The sequence below is a fragment of the Methanoregula sp. genome, from assembly GCF_028679125.1.
Lineage (GTDB): Archaea > Halobacteriota > Methanomicrobia > Methanomicrobiales > Methanospirillaceae > Methanoregula.
On record NZ_JAJRCG010000013.1, the window covers coordinates 44,515 to 64,010 of the forward strand.

The following is a 19,496-nucleotide window of genomic DNA, read 5'->3' on the forward strand; positions in this document are numbered from 1 at the left end:
GTTCCGGAACAGCGGATCCTGTCTGGTGTTATGGATGGTATCAGTATATGGCTTAAGTACCCCTGCGTTAAATAGAATAACTATACCAGAACCGATTTGATGGATGGAATATGCCTGAACGGTTATATTCTCATAAAAGAAATCGTGCGAACAGAGAACCTGCGACGTGATCATGATGCTACTTCAGGGAAAAACAGCAGTCATCACAGGGTGCTCAAGGGGAATTGGGAAGAGCATTCTTGAAGCTTATGCAGAGAATGGGGCAAACATCTGGGCATGCAGCCGTACATCTTCTGAGGAGTACCAGCATTATCTCCAGGAATTATCCGAGCGCCACTCAGTACAGATTACTCCCGTTTTCTTTGACATGACAGATTGTGAACAGGTGGCCCAGGCAATGAAGCAGATTCTTGCATCGCATGACCATCTGGATATCCTTGTGAACAATGCAGGTATTGTATCCAAGAATGCATTATTCCAACTCACTCCCATGAAAACCATAAAGGAGGTTTTCGAAGTAAATTTCTTTGCACACCTGCTCATCACGCAATATATCCTCAAAGCAATGACCCGGCAGAACTCCGGCAGTATCATCAACATGGCCTCCATTGCGGGAATTGATGGCGAACCAGGTCAGCTGGAATACGTGTGCAGCAAAGCCGCCATCATCGGTGCCACCAGAAAACTTTCACGGGAACTTTCATTTGCGCATATCCGGGTGAATGCTATTGCACCGGGAATAACCGATACGGATATGATTGGACAGATGTCTGAAGATGTATTGAACCGGTTTATGCAGCAGTGCAGCCTGAAACGCCCGGCCCGGCCGGAAGAGATCGCCCGCGTTGCCGTGTTCCTGGGATCCGACATGGCATCCTATGTGAACGGGCAGGTTATCCGGGTTGACGGTGGTTTGTAAATGCCGGTGGACAGATCAAACGATGATGAAATTCACGCTCTCCAGGACAGGGCAAAACGGATGCGGGAGACTGCGCTGCACATGGCATTCTCTGCGGGTTCCAATGGTGCGCATCTGGGAGGTGGTCTCTCCCTGATCGAGATTATGGCAACACTGTATGGAGGCGTGTTGCATATCGATCCAAAAAATCCAGAATGGGATGATCGTGACCGGTTCATTCTCAGTAAAGGGCATGGGGTTCTGGCGTATTATCCGGCGCTTGTCGAAGCGGGTTTTTTCCCATCAGAAGATCTGAAAAAATTTGAAGTAAACGGGAATTACCTGCCGGGTCACCCAATCATGAACATGAAAAAAGGGATTGAGTGTTCCAGTGGCAGCCTCGGCATGGGGCTCTCATTCGGTGTTGGCGTGGCACTCACCGGCAAAATGCGGAATAAATCCTATCACACGTATGTCGTGCTCGGTGATGGGGAATGCGATGAAGGTACCGTCTGGGAAGCGGCCATGTCAGCATCGCATTTCCATTTGAATAACCTCATCGCTATTGTAGACCAGAACCAGTTACAGTATGACGGTGTATGTTCTGAAATTATGGACATGGGAGATTTCAAAGCTAAATGGGAGAGTTTCGGGTGGGATGCAACTGAGATCGATGGCCATGATATCAGAGCGCTGCTTCACGCGTTCAGGTGCTGCCTGCAAACCCCGGTATTAAAACCTCATGTTATCATCGCAAGGACCGTTAAGGGGAAAGGTGTCTCGTTCATGGAGAATAAAAAAGAATGGCACCATGGAAGCCTGACACAGAAACAGTATGAGTCGGCGATCGCAGAGATCCGGGGTGTGCAGTGATGGCTCCCCTGACTCCGCTGAATGCCCGGATCTATTCCAAGCTGGGCCAGAGAGGATCGTTCTCTCTTGCGATTGAAGAGGTTGCAGCGCAGGATGAAGAACTGGTGGTGATGACCGCCGACCTGACAACACTGACGGGGCTGACACGGTTCAAGGAGAAGTATCCCGGCAAGTTCCTGAACATTGGTATTGCGGAACAGAATATGATCTGCCTTGCTGCGGGGATGGCAAAAGAGGGAAAGAATGTATTCGTGACAACCTATGCCAATTTCCTTGCCATGAGAGCCTACGAGCAGATCCGGATCCAGCTCGGGTATATGCAGTTTCCCGTCAGGGTCATTGGTACCGGTAGCGGTCTTGCCATGGGGATGTCCGGGAATACTCATTATGGGATTGAGGATATTGCTCTCATGCGGGCCGTTCCCGGTCTTATGGTGGTCTCTCCGGCCGATGGAGCGGAAACCACAAAGGTCATCCATGAGGCAGCACACTATCCCGGGCCCGTGTATGTGCGCCTGAGCGGTGTGATGAATACCCCTATCGTCTATACTGAAGAGTACCCGTTTGCATTTGGGAAAGCGGTACGACTGCGGGAGGGAGATGATGTGGCGGTTATTGCAACCGGTACCATGGTGCATGAATCGATCCGTGCCGCTGAATTGTTAAAGGAGAAAGGCATCTCTGCATCCGTTCTTAACATGCATACGATAAAACCCCTTGATACTGCGGCAATCCGGAATGCCTGCACCCGGTCAAACCTCATTGTGACGGTTGAGGAACATTCGATCATTGGAGGTCTGGGAAGTGCTGTGGCGGAATGTATCAGTGAAACTGCGGGTAGCCCCCGGCTTTTACGCATCGGAATTCCGGATGCTTTCCAAAAAGTCGGGGATTACCGGTATCTCCTTGAGCAGAATGGGCTTTCCGCTCCCCAGATTGCAGAGAAAATTTCCATTACCTTTGGTCCGGGCTTTCGGTCATGATGACAGAAACTGAGTATACAGTAGTATTCCCTTTTTGGAATCCTCTCGAAAAGAGCCGGAAAATGTACTATGAATCCGGTGATGGGTCCGGGAAAAACAGATGATACGTTGGGGCGTTGCGAGAATGACAGACCAGGATCCGGCTGCAGGTTCATTGGCAGGGAGTGAAAAGGTACTGGGCGAAAGAACGCTTCTTGTCATCTCGCCGGATTTTCCTGCCCAGGATAACCGGTACATGGGATCGCTCTTTGTAAAGAACCAGCTTGAATCCCTGAAACATCATTTTAAACACGTTATCGTGATTGTCCCGGTACTCTTCAGTGGAGGAATACTGCCAAATGACCGGTACTGCCACGATTACTCCTATGACAATATATCTGTCTATTATCCCCGGTGTTTTTTCTTTCCCCGAAGTGTATCCCTTCCCCTCATAAAAAATTCCCAAAAATTCTCCTTTGATACCCGATTGTCTGCAGTTCAGAACCTGATCGAAAAGAAGCACCTTCAGTTTGATCTGATTCATGCGCATTTTACATGGCCATCAACATATATTGCGACCCGGTTGAAGGAACAGTACCATATTCCCGTAGCAGCCACCATCCATGAAGATTCCGGCTGGCTGAAGGAAGAGATCCAAGACGCTAATCAGAGTCTGGTGGACTCCTGGAGGAATGCGGATGCACTTATCCGTGTGAACCGACAGGAAATACCCTTGTTGAAACAGTACAATGATGCAGTGTTTTTTGTCCCGAACGGATTCTCACCCCTGTTTAAGCCCATGGATACACGGACATGCCGTTTACAACTCCAGGTATCCCTGGAAAAACCTGTACTGTTCAGTGTCGGAGATCTTATTCCCCGGAAAGGTTTTTCGTACCTGATCGATGCGTTGACGATTGTCAGAAGGCAGTATCCGAATATCATCTGTTACATTGGTGGCCATGGGCCGGAGGAGAAAAATCTCCGGCGGCAGATCCGGGATAACCACCTGGAAGATAGGGTTATTCTCCTGGGATCCATCCCGGAAGATATACTCCCCCTGTGGATGAATTGTGCAGATCTCTATGCCCTTCCGAGTCTCCAGGAAAGTTTCGGTATCGTGCAGATCGAAGCGCTTGCCTGCGGGAAACCGGTAATTGCAGCCCGGAATGCCGGCAGCAGGGAGATTGTGGTCTCTGATGATATCGGCGTATTATGTGACCCTCATGATTCGGATTCCCTGGCATGTGCACTTGTTCAGGGACTGAGTCGGAAATGGGATCATCAGAAAATTCTTGCATACTCGGAAAAGTACTCCTGGGAAATGGTTGTTAAGTCAATACTCCCCATTTATATACGGATTATAAGGAACAACCGGACGCATGACCCGCCATAACCCTCTCGTATCAGTTGTAACGCCATCGTTCAACAAAGGACCCTTCATCAAAGAGACAATCCAGAGTATCCAGGACCAGAGTTATTCTCATATTGAGCATATTGTCATTGACGGGGGCTCAACAGATGAGACGCTCGCAATCCTGAAAAAGTATGAAGGGCAGATCTCCTGGGTCTCGGAGCCGGATCGGGGTCAGTCGCACGCGATTAACAAGGGGTGGGAGAGGGCTCGGGGAGAGATCATCGCGTACCTGAATGCCGATGACACCTATACCCGCGATGCTGTTGAAACTGCGGTTACTTACCTGAATGAACATCCCGATGTTGGCATGGTCTACGGAGATGGCATCATGACCGATGAGAGGGGTCGGTTTCTTGAAGAGGGACGCGCCGGTGAATTCAGCCTGAGAGAACTCGTGTATTGTCGTGATGCCATCCTCCAACCCGCGGTATTCCTCCGGAAATCTGTGTATGACCGGATAGGCGGTATTGATGAGAGCCTGCATCTTGCCATGGACCTCGACTACTGGATCCGTGTCGGGCTTCTCTTTCAGGTTGTTCATATCCCTCACATCCTTGCTACCGCAAAAGTATACGGAGATGCAAAGAGCGTTGCACTGATGCACAGGTACGTGAGTGATTACGAGCATATTCTGGAGAAAGTGTTTGCAGATTCGTACCTGCCCCCTGAACTGGCTGCCGAAAAAAATGCTGTTTATAATTACGTGTATGTCAAAGGGGGACTCGATTTTATCCACCTGGGTAGGAGACGGGAAGGGATGCGGTACCTCGGGAAGGCATTCCGGATGAACCCGTTCCGGTGTGCGGGGAATGTGCTCGCCCTTCTCGGGCGATATGGTTACCGGAATATTATCGGACGTCGATAAAAATCCAGATAACCCCGAAATATTTGATAAAAAATCGTTGGTTACCCAGGAATTTTTTAATGGTAGTGTTCTAAAGCGGTCTCGTACACTTTTTTTGTCATGGCTGCGGTTTTTTCCCAGGAGAATAATTTCGCTCGTTCGCGACTCCGGGCGATCAGATTTGCCCTTATGCTCTCATCGGCGATGATCCGTTCAACGCTGTCTGCCAGTGATGCACCGTCAACAGGATCGAAGTAGAGCGCTGCATCGCCCCCGACTTCCGGAAGCGAGCTGGTATTGCTCAGGAGTGCCGGGCAGCCACAAGAAAATGCTTCCAGAACAGGAATACCGAATCCTTCATACAATGAGGGAAAAATAAACGCATATGCGTTATTATACAACTGCACCAGGGTGGCATCATCTGCTGGAAAATTGTGCACCCGTGAGACCAAGCCTATTTCGCGTATCAGTTTTTTTTCTGAATCCGTGAATTTTCCCCCGCCGGCACACACGAGGTGCATATTGACTTCCTTTTTCAGTACCGGGGAGAGTGCCTTGATCATGAATGTGAAATTTTTGTAACTGAATCTGTTCCCGCAAAACAGAAGATATTTTTCAGGGATATTCTTTTCCCCGCCAAGCCGGGGGAGTGGTGGATCTTTTTCCGGATTGAATGAACTTGCAAGGTGGATTACCTGTATCCTATCCGGATCCATCCCCAGAAACTTCACAATATCTTTTTTGGTATTATCAGAAATTGCAATAATCTGCGTTGCATCTTCAACAAGCCTTTTTTTCCACGCAGGTGCAGGATCACGTCGGTCAAAATTGTCCGGATATGTTTCCTGAATCATATCATAAATTGTCACAATGTACGGACGCTTTTTAAGATATTTCAGAAAATATGGCTGATAATAAGTCGGGTGAAAAACGTCAAAATCCTGTGCCTGTAACTGCTTTATCGCCTCATGCTGGTTGTTGAAGATGTGATTCATGAAATTTACATGAATTTTTCTCTGGATATCCATGAAAAAACGGGAGTCCGAGAGATTGTCTCTATGTGTCCAGTACCGGTTCAGTTGAGGCATCTGAGCCAGATGATCATTTTGCGAATAGCGCAATGTGAGACGAAAATTGATCATCCTGTCATGAGAATATTGATTCATCAGTTCGCAAAAATACCGGGAGATCCCTCCAAAGTACTGGATGGTAAATATCTGATGGTCATAGAGAATTTTCATGTTTCCCTCATATATTATCTCGATGCAGATTTACAGGATTCCAACCTTGAAAAATTATCTGACTGTCAGTCAGATTATACTTACTCTCACTTCCATGTATCGGGATTCGTGATGTTTTCATCATTATTGGAAAACTTCCGTGACCGGCAGCTTTTTTCCCCCTTCCAATTCATGCTTTTTATGAAGTTAATTCTCAATCTTAATTCCCCTGAGATAATAACGATTCAAATAATTATGAATGGTGACCGTTTTGTTTCAGAAATATGCCCTATCGATATCCGTGGGAAATTTTTTTATCATTGTGATCATCAGGCCATGAAACCGGGAATGATTCTTTAATTCACAGATTTATTTCAGTTTAAATGAAGATCTCACGCAGGTAGTGTACCGAATCCCGGCAATAGGGAAATTGATATAAATCCTGGTATCGGTATGCATTATCTAAAAGCAGAACATATCAATAATTATAGATTTATCCGGATAGGAAATCTGGTTTTTCATGGGGAAATGAGCAACATGCACACGTTTCAAAGGACTTTCATAAATCACTCGAAAAAAATATTGAGGCAAGTACATTCGATGGTTTTCAGGCCCAATGATCGTATCATCTGGAATTTTGACGAATACCTGCCCCCCTGCAACCTGACAGGAAGTGGAGCTGCGCCAAAGAAAGCTCTGGTATCGTATATTGTCAAACCTCTCCTGCCATGTCAGGGTAGACGGGATACCTCCACATTCAGCAACAATGGAATAGCTCAGTATATCCCCCGGGCATTGAACGAACTGGGATATTCCGTTGACATTGTCAATTATGATAACCGGAAGTTTATCCCTACAAAAAAATATGACCTGTTTATCGGTCATACCGGTATAAATTTTGAGAATATCACTGAAAAACTGGACTCTCAATGCACAAAGATTTACTTCTCAACCGGTACGTACTGGAAATCCTGGAACCTTGCGGAGCAGAGTCGACGGGATGATCTCCAGAGTCGCAGAGGGGCCCAGTTGCCCGTCGATCGATTCATAGGGATTGATGAGGAATATGCAAATACGGCTGCTGATGGGATTATCTGCCTGGGAAATGACGTTGCCAAAGAAACCTATAGCAAATTTCCCTCGGTAGTGAATATCAACAATGCGGTGTTTCCTGACAAGTATTCCATTGCGAATAAAAATTTCAATGCAGGACGTAATAATTTCCTCTTCTTCAATGGCTGGGGCAATGTGCATAAAGGATTGGATTTATTACTTGATGCATTCACTCAACTTGACCAGCACCTCTATGTGCGACAGGATATAGAACCGGCCTTTTTGAAAATATATAAAAAGGAACTGACCGAGTATCCGAATATTCACCTGGTACCGTTCCTGGAAAAACCCTCGAAGGATTTTTTCTCTCTCATGGATACCTGTAATTTTATCATTTCCCCGACATGTGCCGAAGGGCAGCCGGGCTCTGTCATCGAATGTATGGCCCACGGGTTAATTCCCCTCTTGAGCAGGGAAGCGAATATCGATACCAAAGAATTCGGTCTCACTTTCAAAGAGAACCGCGCTGAAGAGATCATTTCTGTTGTGCGTGAAGTTTCTCAAAAACCTGAAGCATGGTATAAGGACAAATCTTCACAGACTCTTGAAGAGATCCGGAATTATTATACTCCGGAGCAATTTCTTAAAAACATGAAAAGTGCTGTCCAGACAATTGTCCAGAACAAATCACAGACCTTGACAAAAACTCAGAATATCACGTAGTAAGAATGTATTGAGACTGGTTTGGATACGCTTGCATTTGTGATGTTTTCATTGAAAAATGGTAATAAAATTCCTTCAGGTATTACGGAATGCCGGGAAGATGCATGGTTACCAGTAATTCTTTCAGGTCGTTCCTGATCGTACGATCAATTCCAAGCACGGCGCAGAAATAGATTACCGCACTGAATGCCAGGACAAGTATTAGGCCGATAAATGTCTGGACTGGCAGAACGGTTGTGTATGCCAGAAGGAACGCAACCATAATAAATGCAGAAATAATCAGATTGATGACGGATCTCAAATCAACGCGGACATGTAGGGAAGATCTCAGTATGCCATATGCAAGAACCGCGTTCATCGACATGGTGACAAGCATCGCGATTGCAGCTCCTGATATTCCCCATACCGGGATCAGCAGAATGTTCAGAATGATATTCATGATTGCTGAAGCCGCCGTGATATAGAATGAAATCCTTGGCATATCCATAGCATTCAGGCACGTTGTCTGGAGATACATGAAGATATTTGCAACCTGGACAAACAACAGGATGATGAGAATCGGTGCTCCGGATTCAAATGCAGCCCCGTAGAAGAAGTAGAGCAGTTTATCCGAAAGAATAATCCCGCCCGCAATTACCGGGATGGCCAGAAATAATGAATACGTGATGGCTCTTGCCAGTGCATATTCGATTAAGTGAAATTGTTTTTCTGCATGCCAGTTGCTGATCCGGGGGTACAAAACCACATGAAATGCGGTTACAAGGAATGAGGCAGCCGATGTCAACTGGAATGCAACGCGGTAAATCCCGACATCGGCTTCTGTCATGAGGAGGCCAATGAGGATTGTATCTGCATAGTTGAATATGAGGAGACCCCCGGATGAGAGAAATGTCCAGATGGAAAAAGAGAAGAGCCCTTTAAAATGGGAGAGATTGCAGTGCGTAAGACTCAGACGGATGAATTTCAGGTCAATCACAATTGCTACGATCATTCCTGCAATGAAGCCGGCGACAAGTCCCCCGACACTACAACCAACAAACACTGCCAGGATCTGAACCAGGTTTTTTGCTATGGTATTGAACAGGTTACTGACCTGCATGATCCCGACCTGTGCAGTTCCGTAGAGATTTGTTCCAGCAACACTTGCCAGTGTTCCAGCAATAAGTGCGATAATCAACCAGTAGATCAGTCCGTTATTCTCCAGTCCTGCCAGATACGGGGAAAAAATAATGAACACGGCAATTGAGAGGCAGAGAAGCACCATCCGCATAATAAAAAATGCGGTAAAAAATTCGTTTTGTTCCTTCCCCTCACTGATCCTTTTTACTGCGGCCCCGCCAAGGCCCCCATCCCCAATCAGATCAAAAATTCCATAATATGCAAGGAAGAGGAAATATGCACCAAGGACCGCGGGTCCAAGGAAATGGGCGAAATAGAATGTTGCAATATAGCCAAAGCCGGTGACGGCAAGGAGCGACCCGAATGACAGCAATGCCTGTCGCTGGATTGGGTTGATGGTCATGAAATCTGACAAGAGTTTCCTCAAAAAAATCATGGCTGTTCCATCCCGGTGATCATGGACATATCCCGCAATGCACCGGATTTGGAGTACTGAGTGGAATCACGTGCACACTGGTGCCAGGGTTTGAGGGCATGGGAACAATCGTTCATTCAGGTATTCTTACTGGTTATCTCAATTAACACTAAATTATGTTGCCGTTATCTTTAGTGAGAAAAATCCCGTTATGAAAATCAGGACTGTGCCGGATAGTCCTGCTGGGTCTTAATCCACGCAATGGTCCTGTCCAGCCCGTGTTCAAGGGAAGCCTTTGGTACCCACTTCAGAATCTCTTTTGCCTTCGTGACATCAGGCCGGCGCCGGAGCGGATCGTCCTCCGGTAACGGGTGGAATGACAACGAGGACTTCGATCCTGTCAGGTGAATGACCTTCTTCGCAAGTTCGAGCACCGTGATCTCGTTCACGTTGCCGATATTAATGACCTGCCCTTCAGCAGCATCGAGCGCTGCAAGGCGGAGGAGCCCCTCTATCTGATCGGTCACGTAGGTGAAACTCCGGGTCTGTGAGCCATCGCCGAAGATAGTCAAAGGCTGGTTTTTCAACGCCTGGTCGATGAACCGGGGGATCACGCGACCGTAGATCCCGTCCAGCCGGATCCGCGGGCCGTACGTGTTGAAGATCCGGGCAATGCGCGTATTGAGGTGGTGCTGGCGGCGGTACGCGATCACGTATGCCTCGCCGCACCTCTTTGCCTCATCGTAGCAGCCCCTGGGACCAATGGGGTTTACATTGCCGTAATAGGTTTCCGGAGTCGGTACAATATCCGGATTACCATATACTTCGCTGGTGGATGTGTACACGAGCCTTGCATTATGCTTCTTTGCGATCCCCAGTGCTACCATGACCCCCAGGGTATTTGACTTGAGAATCTGGATGGGGTAATGTTCGAATTCAAACGGCGATGCACGGCTTGCCATCTCGAAAATATAGTCAAGGTGTGTATCCATAGCGATGGGAACCGAGATGTCGTGCTCGATAAAACGGAACCGTTCGTTTCCCATCAGTGACTGAATATTGCACTTCTGTCCGCTGGCAAAGTTATCGATGCAGGTGACCTCTGCGCCTAAATTGAGCAGGGTCTCGCACATCCATGAGCCGAGAAAACCCGCACCCCCGGTAACGAGGACTCGTTTGTCTTCGAAGGATATCTCTCCAAGGTTTTTCTGGATGGTTTTCAGTTCAGCACGTGAATCAAACGTCATGATTTATTCTCTTTCAGTAACTCGGATAAAAATGGCCGGAGATCCTTTGCAAATTCTTCCCGTTCGAGCGTCAGTTCGATACTGGATTTCATCCAGCCCAGTTTGTCACCGATATCATACCGGCGGCAGTTGGTGACAAGGCCGAGAGGTCGATCCAGTTTTCGGAGTGCATCGGTGAGTTGGATCTCACCCCCGTACCCGGAAGGAATCTCATGTAATAACGGGAAGATCTCCGGGGGAAGGATGTACCTTCCGATTGCACCGAGATTCGAGGGAGCGTTCTCCGGAGCAGGCTTCTCGACAATATCGCGGATCTCATAGACGCCCTTTTCGATCTCTTTTCCATCTATAATGCCGTAATCCTTGATCTTATATTCCGGCACGGGTTCAACGGCAATAACCGGGCGGTGGTACCGGTCAAAGGCATCCATCATCTGGCGGGTACAGGGACCGGCGTTTTTGGGCGAAATGCAGATCGTGTCCCCGAGGAGAACGGCAAACGGCTCATTGTCACAGTGGCGTTCGGCATGGAGAACTGCATTTCCCAGTCCCTTCTGCTCCCGCTGCCGGATGAAGTGAATGTCCGGGAAATCCGAGAGGGATTGCAATGACTCCACGAACGGGTTTGTCTCATGCCCGGTGAACCTGGCCTCCAGTTCAAAACACCGGTCGAAATGATCCTCAATAGCCCGCTTGTTGCGCCCGGTGATGATAAGGATGTCTTCGATACCGGAGAGGATTGCCTCTTCCACAACGTACTGGATGACCGGCTTGTCGACAACCGGGAGCATCTCCTTTGGCTGTGCCTTGGTGATCGGTAAAAACCGGGTCCCAAGTCCTGCTGCGGGAATGACAACCTTTCGCACGCTCTGTTTTTTTGTCATGAAATCCCCTTCGATCGCGGGGCTCCGTTTACCAGCATATCCCCTCGCGATCCTTCCGGGACAGGATGTGCCGGCCTTCAATGATAACCGTGTGCGCCATGAGATCAAATTCTTTGTCAAGACGGGTGAACTCCGGCCATTCCGTCATCACCAGGCAGCCATCGGCTCCGCGCAATGCATCGGCAGCGGTCGGGCAGTACTCAATGGCAGGGAAGATCTTTTTCATGTTCGGGGCTGCCATTGGATCATACGCAATGACGCGGGCACCTTTCGCGAGCAGCATCTGGATTACCGGGACTGCCCGCGAGTCCCGGATGTCATCGGTGTTGTCCTTGAAGGCAAGGCCGAGCACGGCAATCCGTTTGCCGGCAAGGGAGCCCGCCCGTTTTTCAAGAATGGTGATCATCCGGGAGGGTTGCTGTTCGTTGATCGCAAGAACGGATTGTAGTAAAACAGGTTTTTCACCGGCATGCTCTGCAAGCGAGACGAGGGCCGAAACATCCTTTGGGAAGCAACTTCCGCCAAAGCCGGCGCCGGCATTGAGGAACAGGGGGCCGATGCGGGGATCAAGTCCGACACCTTTCATCACGTCATAGACATCGATACCCAGGTTCTTGCAGATATTCCCGATCTCGTTGGAGAACGAGATCTTTGTTGCAAGGAATGCATTGGAGGTGTACTTGATCATCTCTGCGGCAGAGATGCCCGTGTGTATCAGCGGTGCCCTGACCGACGTGTACACTTCTTCCACCTGTTTGCCGGATCGGGGATCGCTGCTGCCGATGACAAGACGGTCCGGGTTCATGAAATCCGCAACAGCCCGACCCTCCCGGAGAAACTCCGGGTTCATGGCAAACCCGATCTCGCGTTCGGTTTTTTTTGCCATCTTAAGAACGACAGGACGCACAACATGTTCGGTAGTACCCGGGGGAACCGTGCTTTTAACGACAACAACGCAATATCCCGGGATATCTTTCAATTTTTCCCCGATTGAACAGCTTGCCGATTCAATATATGACAGGTTTGCACTGCCATCCGGTTTTGGCGGTGTGCCGACACAGATGAAAACAATGTCTGCCCCAGCCACGGATTCATACCCGTCTTCTGCCCGTAACCGGTGCCCGGCATTCTTTTTCAGCAGGTCTTCCAGACCGTCTTCATAGATCGGTGGCTTTCCCTCATTGATAGCCTTAATTTTTTCAGGATCGATCTCGATGATGGTCACCTGGTGCCCGAATTCAGCAAAACAGGTACCGGTCACGAGCCCTACATATCCCCCTCCGACAACTGAGATCCTCATGGAATATTGCTCCTCTCTTCAGACAATATCTGCATAATACTGCTCCATTCTCCGGAAATAAAACATGCCCGTGACCAGCAACACAATGACCATGCCTACCGATACGAGAACCATCGCACTGGGTGTCCCGCTGCCCAGCAGTGCCCAGCGGAATCCTTCAATCACGCCGGTCATGGGATTGAGGCCAAAGACCATGCGCAATGATTCCGGTACGAGACTGGATGAGTACACAACCGGGGATGCAAACATCCAGATCTGGATCAGGAACGGGACTGTGTACTGGAAATCCCGGTACTTGACGTTCAGTGCCGAGAGCCAGAGACCTACACCCAGCGAGGTGGCAAGTGCAAGCAGCAGAAACACCGGCAGGAACACAATGTTTATCGTTGGCATAAATCCGTAATAGACCATCATGGCCATCAGGATGAGGAACGACACGGCGAAATCTATCAGGGGCGAGATGATGCTGGAGAGTGGCATGATCAGGCGCGGGAAGTACACCTTGGTCATGATGTTGGCATTGGAGATCATGCTGGTCGTGGACCGTGTAAGACCTTCAGCAAAGAGCATCCAGGGTAGCAGTGCTGCAAGGACAAAGAGGGGATAGGGCACGCCATCGGACGGGATCTTTGCAAGCCCCCCGAAGATGACCGTGAAGATGAGCATCGTCAGGAGCGGCTGGAGTACTGCCCAGGCAATCCCGAGCCCGGTCTGTTTGTACCGGAGTTTTACATCCCGTAACGTGAATGAGGTGATAAGTTCCCGGTATGCCCAGAGCTCACGAAGATCCACCGGCACCCATTTCCGGGGGGGACGGATGACCAGCGTCGGGACCCGGGGGTCCTGTGAAGATGGTGACGGGCAGGGAGTTCCTTTCGGATCCAGGGGATGTGGCATAGGTACCTTCAGATATACTTCCGTTCCAATTGTTCCTAGGGGAAGTCTTATGAATTATCCGGCCGTGCAACGCAATCCGGATTGTATCTGTACGGATTATATGAGATGTCAAGTATTGCATTTATACCCATAAAATATGGCAGGGTGGTACCGGAAAAACAAAGACAAATTCAGATCTGACAGGTGTTATGCCACACGGTTTATCGTTATTTTACGGATGTCCAGGCATCCTGTGTCCTCTATGCCCGATCCGACGGGACCGGTACAGTTCTCCGGGACCCTGAATTCAAGGAGGTTATTTCCCAGTCGTAAAGAGGATTTCAGGGATATGGGCAGGGAAATTTCTGTATTTTGTACCGGCACCGGGTAACTGCCCACATATTTTTTATTGACGAAAATTTCAAGGGTTTTGGGGGCATCTCTGCCCGATGCCACAAGGGTCAGCGTGCAGTTATTTTCCACGAGCGAATACCGCATGTACTGGATAGAAACGGATGAATATTGTGCAATACTGCGGACCGGCAGCCCGTCACGATATTCAAGATTCCCCCAGCCGTCCTGCAGATCCAGCCCCATCCGCAGGGAAAAATCCGTTGCAGGATCGACAATATCGTTTTTTCTCTGCAGGTTCTGTATCACGCTGACCGGGTTGATGATAATCGGCCCCGCACTGAATGTCCGGAAGATCTGGTTATCGGTAACATTCCAGAGACGGGAAGTATCTGCCGTTGCAAAGGATCCGGAGGAAAATGATGTCGGCGAATCGTTCCAGTTGCCATTCGGGTAATAGAATGCCCCCACAACCTGGACAAATACCGACCAGAGGATGAGGGCCCCGATGAGCAGGCAGAGAATTTTGACTGTGTTCGGACGTTTATCCCTGTCATCTCCTTTTTCCCCGCTAACTGAATCCAGGTAAATTCCCACCAGCACAAAGATCATTGGCAGGGACCCGGCAAAGAACCGGGGGCCATACGTGGTACCGGCCCACCAGCAGTTGAATGCTGAATAGACCAGGACTTCAAGAACGAATGCAATACCGAAGGAATAAAACACCTGTTGCAGGGCCGGGTTTTTTATCCGAGACCTGATGCGGAGAAATCCCAGGATGCCCAGAATTGCAATCGGCGTAAAGACAAACAATCCCCGGTTCGGGCTGATCAGGATCCCGGCAAGATGTATGAGGGTCTGGTATCCAAAAGAAAATTCTGTAAGCAGGCTGCTGTAGCCTCCAAAAATAGTTCCGGCAACCGATTCATTGTAGATGATAAACGGGAGTGCGGCAATACCCGCCGATATAATCCAGGTGCGAAAAAACCGGGTCTTCCGGAAGACCGCGTACACAACTACCGGAAGGGCGAGGAACATATCCGCAGGCCGGGTAAATACCAGGAGAGCTGAACAGATCCCGAGAAGAACCGGGATCCATACCTCCTCCCTGCGCTCATTCCGTACCACCAGGTAGAACAGTATCGAGAAGAGTAATGCAATCATCCCGTGCTGCCATAAGGCCTGGCTGTTGATCGACCACATGCAGGTGCCAAACGCAAGGACCAGTGCGGTGATAAGGGCGATACGTTCCCGGACAATCTCTTTGAGCCCGGCATAAAAGACGGCAACAGCTGCAGCCGTAATGACGGACGCTGCTATCTTCTCCATGACATAGACGATAAGAAAACAGGTGCTGTCCGACATATCCAGCGGAATGTGCAGTACTTTCATGACAAGATAGGGAATGATATAAAGTGGTGTTACCAGGACGGGCGTGACGATCGGGTATGCGGGATAGAGATTGTTGCCAACCTGAATGAATGATACGATGTTTTCCGGTTGGATTAACGGCGATGAAACGCTCAGCCACAATGCATGGGTGTCGAGAATGACAAATGGCAGCAACGACGCCCCGAGCGTATCGGCGCTGTTGATATTCCGGAAATTAAGGTTGTAGATCAAAAAGGCTACAATAAACAGAACAATGCAGGGGTGATCGCGGACAAAGGCAGACAATACCGGGACGAGCCGGTTTTTCCTGAGGATATCTGGCATGCTGCAGGATTTTTCCGGTTCGTTTTTTTGCTGTTCGTTCATGGTCCGGCAGGTCTTAACTTTTTACTACGAGAATCAGCCCGCAGATGATAACCAGGGTACCGGCAATGCGGTACATTCCGACATTTTCATGCAGCAGGAATTTCGAGAGCAGGAGCACGATGATGAATGTCAGGGCAATGAACGGGTACACATAACTGAGATCCTTCTGGGAGAGTGCGACAAGCCAGAATACCGTGCTCAATCCGTACATACAGAGACCCAGTATTACGAGTGGATTGAGAAACATTGAGATGATACCGGAGACCGTGAACTTGTCAATCGCCCCGACGGCATTCATACCGATCTTCCAGAAGACCTGACCAAGCGATGCACAGAGGATTCCGCACAGGATAATGGCAATAACATTCATTTTTCCCTCAGTAAATTTTTGCAGGTTCATGGGATCAAATCACGGATCTTACGATAACTTCTCCTCGATGCGATCCAGTTTTTTCGTAAGGAAATCCACGATCAGGCCGATGGAGATCAACTGGATGGCGAGCAGGATGGCGAACACGGATATTAACGGGTAGTATTCGTTGACAAGATGGTACACGGTCAGTCGCTCGTACAGGGCTACCGAGCCGAATCCCAATCCGATGATGATGAAGATAAAACTGGGGAACATGATCATCTTTCCGAGCGGAGACGTATCGTTCCATGCGATGGCGAGAAGGCCAAAGAACATCTTGAACCCGTCACGGATGGGATGCAGTTTGGAGGTCCCCACCCGCTCACGGTATTCAATCGGGATCTCAATGATCTTATACCCCAGTTTGGCAGCCCGCACGGTCATCTTTGTCTCGAACTCAAGACTCTTTGCCTCGACATCGAACCGTTCAAACATCTCCCGCCGGAATGCACGGAACCCGGTCTGGCTGTCCACAATGGTCTTTCCGCTGATATACGCGGCAAGCGAGGAGAAGATGAAATTTCCGAGACGGTTGAACAGCGGAATATTCTCCCGGTTGATTATCCGTGAGCCGAGAATCAGATCATAGCCGCATTCGATCTTCCTGACAAATTCCGGGATATATCGGGCCGGATAGGTGCAGTCGGCATCGGTGAAGATCACGACATCCCCAGTGGTATGCTCCACGCCGGTCCGGAGTGCTGCAACCTTACCCTGGTTCTTCTCGTGCCGGAACACGTGGGTTTTCTCATCCTGGAGCGTTTTTGCAATGGTGAATGAGGAATCCGTTGACCCGTCGTCTACGATAATTATCTCATCCACATAGGGAGCATATTCTTCGACAACAGGTTTGATCGCTTTCTCCTCGTTGTATGCCGGTATCACCAGAGAGATTTTGAGCCTGTCGCCGTTTTCATTGGGTTGTGTTGCGTTCTGCACCATGTCGTTGTCCTGTCATTCCGAAGGGAATGCTTCCTTTGGATATTCAGCAATGATTCCCGGTTTGCTGCCGCATGTCAGCTTCTCTGCGGTGTGTTTCGTACCACTCAATCGTCCTCTTCAGCCCCTCGCGAAACGGCATCTGCGCCTCAAACCCGTACTCCCGTTTTGCCCTGCTGACATCCAGGCACCGTTTGGGTTGCCCGTCCGGTTTTGCAGTGTTCCAGCGGACCGTACCCTGATATCCCGTCAGGTCCTGGATAAGGGAGACCAGATCCCGGATCGTGATCTCCATGCCGGAACCAAGGTTCACCGGCTCTGATTTGTTGTATCGCTCTGCTGCCAGGATAAGGCCACGTGCAGCGTCATCGACATAGAGGAACTCCCTTGACGCTGCGCCGGTTCCCCATACTTCCACGGAAGGATCGTTGTTGCGCTTTGCGTCGGTGAATTTTTTAATGAGCGCGGGAATTACATGCGAACTGGCAGGATCGAAATTATCTCCGGGCCCGTACAGGTTTACCGGCAGGAGATAGATCGAATTGAAACCATATTCCTGTCGGTATGCCTGCGACTGGACCAGCATCATCTTCTTTGCAAGGCCGTAGGGCGCATTGGTCTCTTCAGGATACCCGTTCCAGAGTTCGTCTTCCCGGAAAGGGACCGGTGTGAATTTCGGGTACGCACAGATGGTTCCGACAATCACGCACTTCTCCACGTTCTCCTGGCGTGCGGCCTCGACCATCTGGATGCCCATGATCGCGTTGTCGTAAAAGAGCTGGGCCGGGTAGGCCTGGTTGAAACCGATCCCACCCACCTTTGCTGCAAGGTGGATCACCATATCCGATCCTTTGACCACCCTGACACAGTTCTCCCATTTCCGCAGGTCGATATCCCGGCTCCGGGGGATCAGGATATTCTCTTTTTTTACCCCCTTTTCGATGAGCTGGCTGACAACCCGGGACCCGAAGAATCCAGCCCCGCCCGTGATCAGGATTTTTTTATCAGACCAGAATGTCATGGTACCCTTGCCTCAGTCGTTCTTCCACCAGCGGTGCGGGAACTTTGCCTTGATGACTGCGTCACCTTTGCCGACCGGGTCAAGTCCAGAGGCTTTCATGTCTGCATCCACCATGATCTTCACCAGGTCACCAAACTTTACCGTGGGTTTCCAGCCCAGGACTTTTTCAGACTTTGCCGCATCGGCAATCAGCACCTCGACCTCGGATGGCCGGAAATATTTCGGATCGATCCGTACGTGCTCCTCGACATCCAGCCCCGCATAGGCAAACGATTCGTGCAGGAACTCACGGACTGAATGCGTCTCACCCGTTCCGATGACAAAATCTCCCGGTGCATCCTGCTGGAGGATCCGCCACATGCATTCCACGTACTCCGGGGCAAACCCCCAGTCGCGTTTTGCGTCAAGGTTCCCGAGATAGAGATATTTCTCTTTGCCCGCAAGGATGCGGGCAATGGACCGGGTGATCTTCCGGGTCACGAAGGTCTCGCCTCTCCGGGGGGATTCGTGGTTGAAGAGGATCCCGTTGGAGGCAAACATGGAATAGCCTTCGCGGTAGTTCCGGGTCATCCAGTACGAGTAAACCTTCGCACAGGCGTACGGGCTGCGGGGATGGAATGCCGTATCCTCGCTCTGGGGCGGGTGGGCTGCACCGAACATCTCGCTTGAAGAGGCCTGGTAAAATTTCACGCCATTGTTGCTCCGGCGGATCGCTTCCAGCAGCCGTGTGGTGCCGAGTGCGGTTACGTTACCGGTATATTCGGGTGTATCGAAACTGACCCGCACATGGCTCTGGGCACCGAGATGGTAAACTTCGTCGGGCCGGATATTGTACATGATATTTGCAATCTGTTCCGAATCGGAGAGATCCCCATAGTGAAGGAACATGCGTGCGGCTGGCTCGTGGGGGTCGACGTAGATGGAGTCGATCCGGCTGGTATTGAAGGTTGATGAACGGCGGACAAGCCCGTGGACTTCATAACCTTTGGACAGGAGGAGTTCTGCGAGATAAGAACCATCCTGTCCGGTGATGCCGGTGATGAATGCTTTCTTTGTCATGATACATCCGGTATAGCAATATATGAAATCCCTGGAAATTTCAAGGTATTGGGTACGGGACCGGCAGCCGGACGGGAATCCGATGCCGGGCTTTAACATATGCCGGGAAGTTCCGGGTTGCCGGA

The 19,496-nt window shown here is 49.8% G+C and carries 19 protein-coding genes; 7 read left to right on the top strand and 12 right to left on the bottom strand.

Translation table 11 applies throughout. The annotated features are described in order from the left end of the window. The first annotated feature begins 175 nt into the window (after positions 1-175). From LUQ43_RS09475 to LUQ43_RS09485, 3 genes are read left to right on the top strand one after another with little or no spacing between them, the layout of a single operon-like run. Positions 176-919: an SDR family NAD(P)-dependent oxidoreductase gene (locus tag LUQ43_RS09475; RefSeq protein WP_299966788.1), complete on the top strand. Its 744-nt coding sequence runs from the start codon at positions 176-178 to the stop codon at positions 917-919. Continuing rightward, positions 920-1,771 (top strand): transketolase, encoded by an 852-nt coding sequence (locus tag LUQ43_RS09480; protein ID WP_299966732.1) that lies wholly within the window; start codon positions 920-922, stop codon positions 1,769-1,771. Beyond that, complete coding sequence (locus LUQ43_RS09485; protein WP_299966735.1) at positions 1,771-2,754, top strand: transketolase C-terminal domain-containing protein; 984 nt, start codon at positions 1,771-1,773, stop codon at positions 2,752-2,754. Before LUQ43_RS09480 ends, LUQ43_RS09485 begins: the two co-directional genes overlap by 1 nt. A gap of 151 nt (positions 2,755-2,905) precedes the next feature. Here LUQ43_RS09485 and LUQ43_RS09490 read toward each other — a convergent pair whose 3' ends face one another. Then, entirely contained in the window at positions 2,906-3,277 is a 372-nt protein-coding gene (locus tag LUQ43_RS09490; protein ID WP_299966792.1) for a hypothetical protein, read from the bottom strand. On the opposite strand from LUQ43_RS09490, the gene LUQ43_RS09495 reads away from it, so the two are divergent. Together LUQ43_RS09495 and LUQ43_RS09500 are read left to right on the top strand one after the other, a co-directional pair. Further along, positions 3,221-4,129: a glycosyltransferase gene (locus LUQ43_RS09495; RefSeq protein WP_299966790.1), complete on the top strand. Its 909-nt coding sequence runs from the start codon at positions 3,221-3,223 to the stop codon at positions 4,127-4,129. The genes LUQ43_RS09490 and LUQ43_RS09495 overlap by 57 nt on opposite strands. Then, entirely contained in the window at positions 4,116-5,015 is a 900-nt protein-coding gene (locus tag LUQ43_RS09500; protein ID WP_299966738.1) for a glycosyltransferase family 2 protein, read from the top strand. The genes LUQ43_RS09495 and LUQ43_RS09500 overlap by 14 nt, the downstream gene beginning before the upstream one ends. Positions 5,016-5,071: 56 nt before the next feature. On the opposite strand, the gene LUQ43_RS09505 is transcribed toward LUQ43_RS09500, so the two are convergent. Beyond that, positions 5,072-6,022 carry a glycosyltransferase family 1 protein gene (locus tag LUQ43_RS09505; RefSeq protein ID WP_299966741.1) on the bottom strand — a complete coding sequence of 317 codons (951 nt, stop codon included), beginning with the start codon at positions 6,020-6,022 and terminating at the stop codon, positions 5,072-5,074. Between LUQ43_RS09505 and LUQ43_RS09510 the strand changes: the two genes are divergently transcribed. Then, the gene (locus LUQ43_RS09510) at positions 5,963-6,574 is read left to right on the top strand and encodes a hypothetical protein (RefSeq protein WP_299966744.1); all 612 of its coding nucleotides are present in this window, start codon (positions 5,963-5,965) and stop codon (positions 6,572-6,574) included. The genes LUQ43_RS09505 and LUQ43_RS09510 overlap by 60 nt on opposite strands. 168 nt (positions 6,575-6,742) lie before the next feature. Next, entirely contained in the window at positions 6,743-7,990 is a 1,248-nt protein-coding gene (locus tag LUQ43_RS09515) for a glycosyltransferase (RefSeq protein WP_299966747.1), read from the top strand. Positions 7,991-8,072: 82 nt separating this feature from the next. Here the strand turns inward: LUQ43_RS09515 and LUQ43_RS09520 are convergent, their stop codons facing one another. The 10 genes from LUQ43_RS09520 to gmd form a co-directional block, all read right to left on the bottom strand. Further along, positions 8,073-9,512, bottom strand: a complete 1,440-nt coding sequence (locus tag LUQ43_RS09520; protein ID WP_299966750.1) for a flippase — start codon at positions 9,510-9,512, stop codon at positions 8,073-8,075. Between the two features lie 230 nt (positions 9,513-9,742). Beyond that, positions 9,743-10,771 carry a UDP-glucuronic acid decarboxylase family protein gene (locus tag LUQ43_RS09525; protein WP_299966753.1) on the bottom strand — a complete coding sequence of 343 codons (1,029 nt, stop codon included), beginning with the start codon at positions 10,769-10,771 and terminating at the stop codon, positions 9,743-9,745. Beyond that, entirely contained in the window at positions 10,768-11,655 is an 888-nt protein-coding gene (gene galU, locus LUQ43_RS09530) for a UTP--glucose-1-phosphate uridylyltransferase GalU (protein WP_299966756.1), read from the bottom strand. The genes LUQ43_RS09525 and galU overlap by 4 nt, the downstream gene beginning before the upstream one ends. 28 nt (positions 11,656-11,683) lie before the next feature. Then, entirely contained in the window at positions 11,684-12,955 is a 1,272-nt protein-coding gene (locus LUQ43_RS09535; RefSeq protein WP_299966759.1) for a UDP-glucose/GDP-mannose dehydrogenase family protein, read from the bottom strand. An 18-nt stretch (positions 12,956-12,973) separates the two neighbouring features. Further along, positions 12,974-13,852 (bottom strand): ABC transporter permease, encoded by an 879-nt coding sequence (locus tag LUQ43_RS09540; protein WP_299966761.1) that lies wholly within the window; start codon positions 13,850-13,852, stop codon positions 12,974-12,976. 186 nt (positions 13,853-14,038) lie between these two features. Continuing rightward, entirely contained in the window at positions 14,039-15,898 is a 1,860-nt protein-coding gene (locus LUQ43_RS09545; RefSeq protein WP_299966764.1) for a hypothetical protein, read from the bottom strand. Positions 15,899-15,953: 55 nt separating this feature from the next. Further along, entirely contained in the window at positions 15,954-16,340 is a 387-nt protein-coding gene (locus tag LUQ43_RS09550; RefSeq protein WP_299966768.1) for an EamA family transporter, read from the bottom strand. Between the two features lie 18 nt (positions 16,341-16,358). After that, on the bottom strand, positions 16,359-17,294 hold the full coding sequence (locus LUQ43_RS09555) for a glycosyltransferase family 2 protein (RefSeq protein WP_299966771.1): 936 nt from the start codon (positions 17,292-17,294) through the stop codon (positions 16,359-16,361). Between the two features lie 43 nt (positions 17,295-17,337). Then, a complete protein-coding gene (locus LUQ43_RS09560; RefSeq protein ID WP_299966774.1) occupies positions 17,338-18,312 on the bottom strand; it encodes a GDP-L-fucose synthase in 975 nt (324 codons plus the stop codon). Positions 18,313-18,324: 12 nt separating this feature from the next. Continuing rightward, positions 18,325-19,371, bottom strand: coding sequence for a GDP-mannose 4,6-dehydratase (gene gmd, locus LUQ43_RS09565; RefSeq protein ID WP_299966777.1), 1,047 nt, complete (start codon positions 19,369-19,371; stop codon positions 18,325-18,327). Positions 19,372-19,496 lie beyond the last annotated feature (125 nt).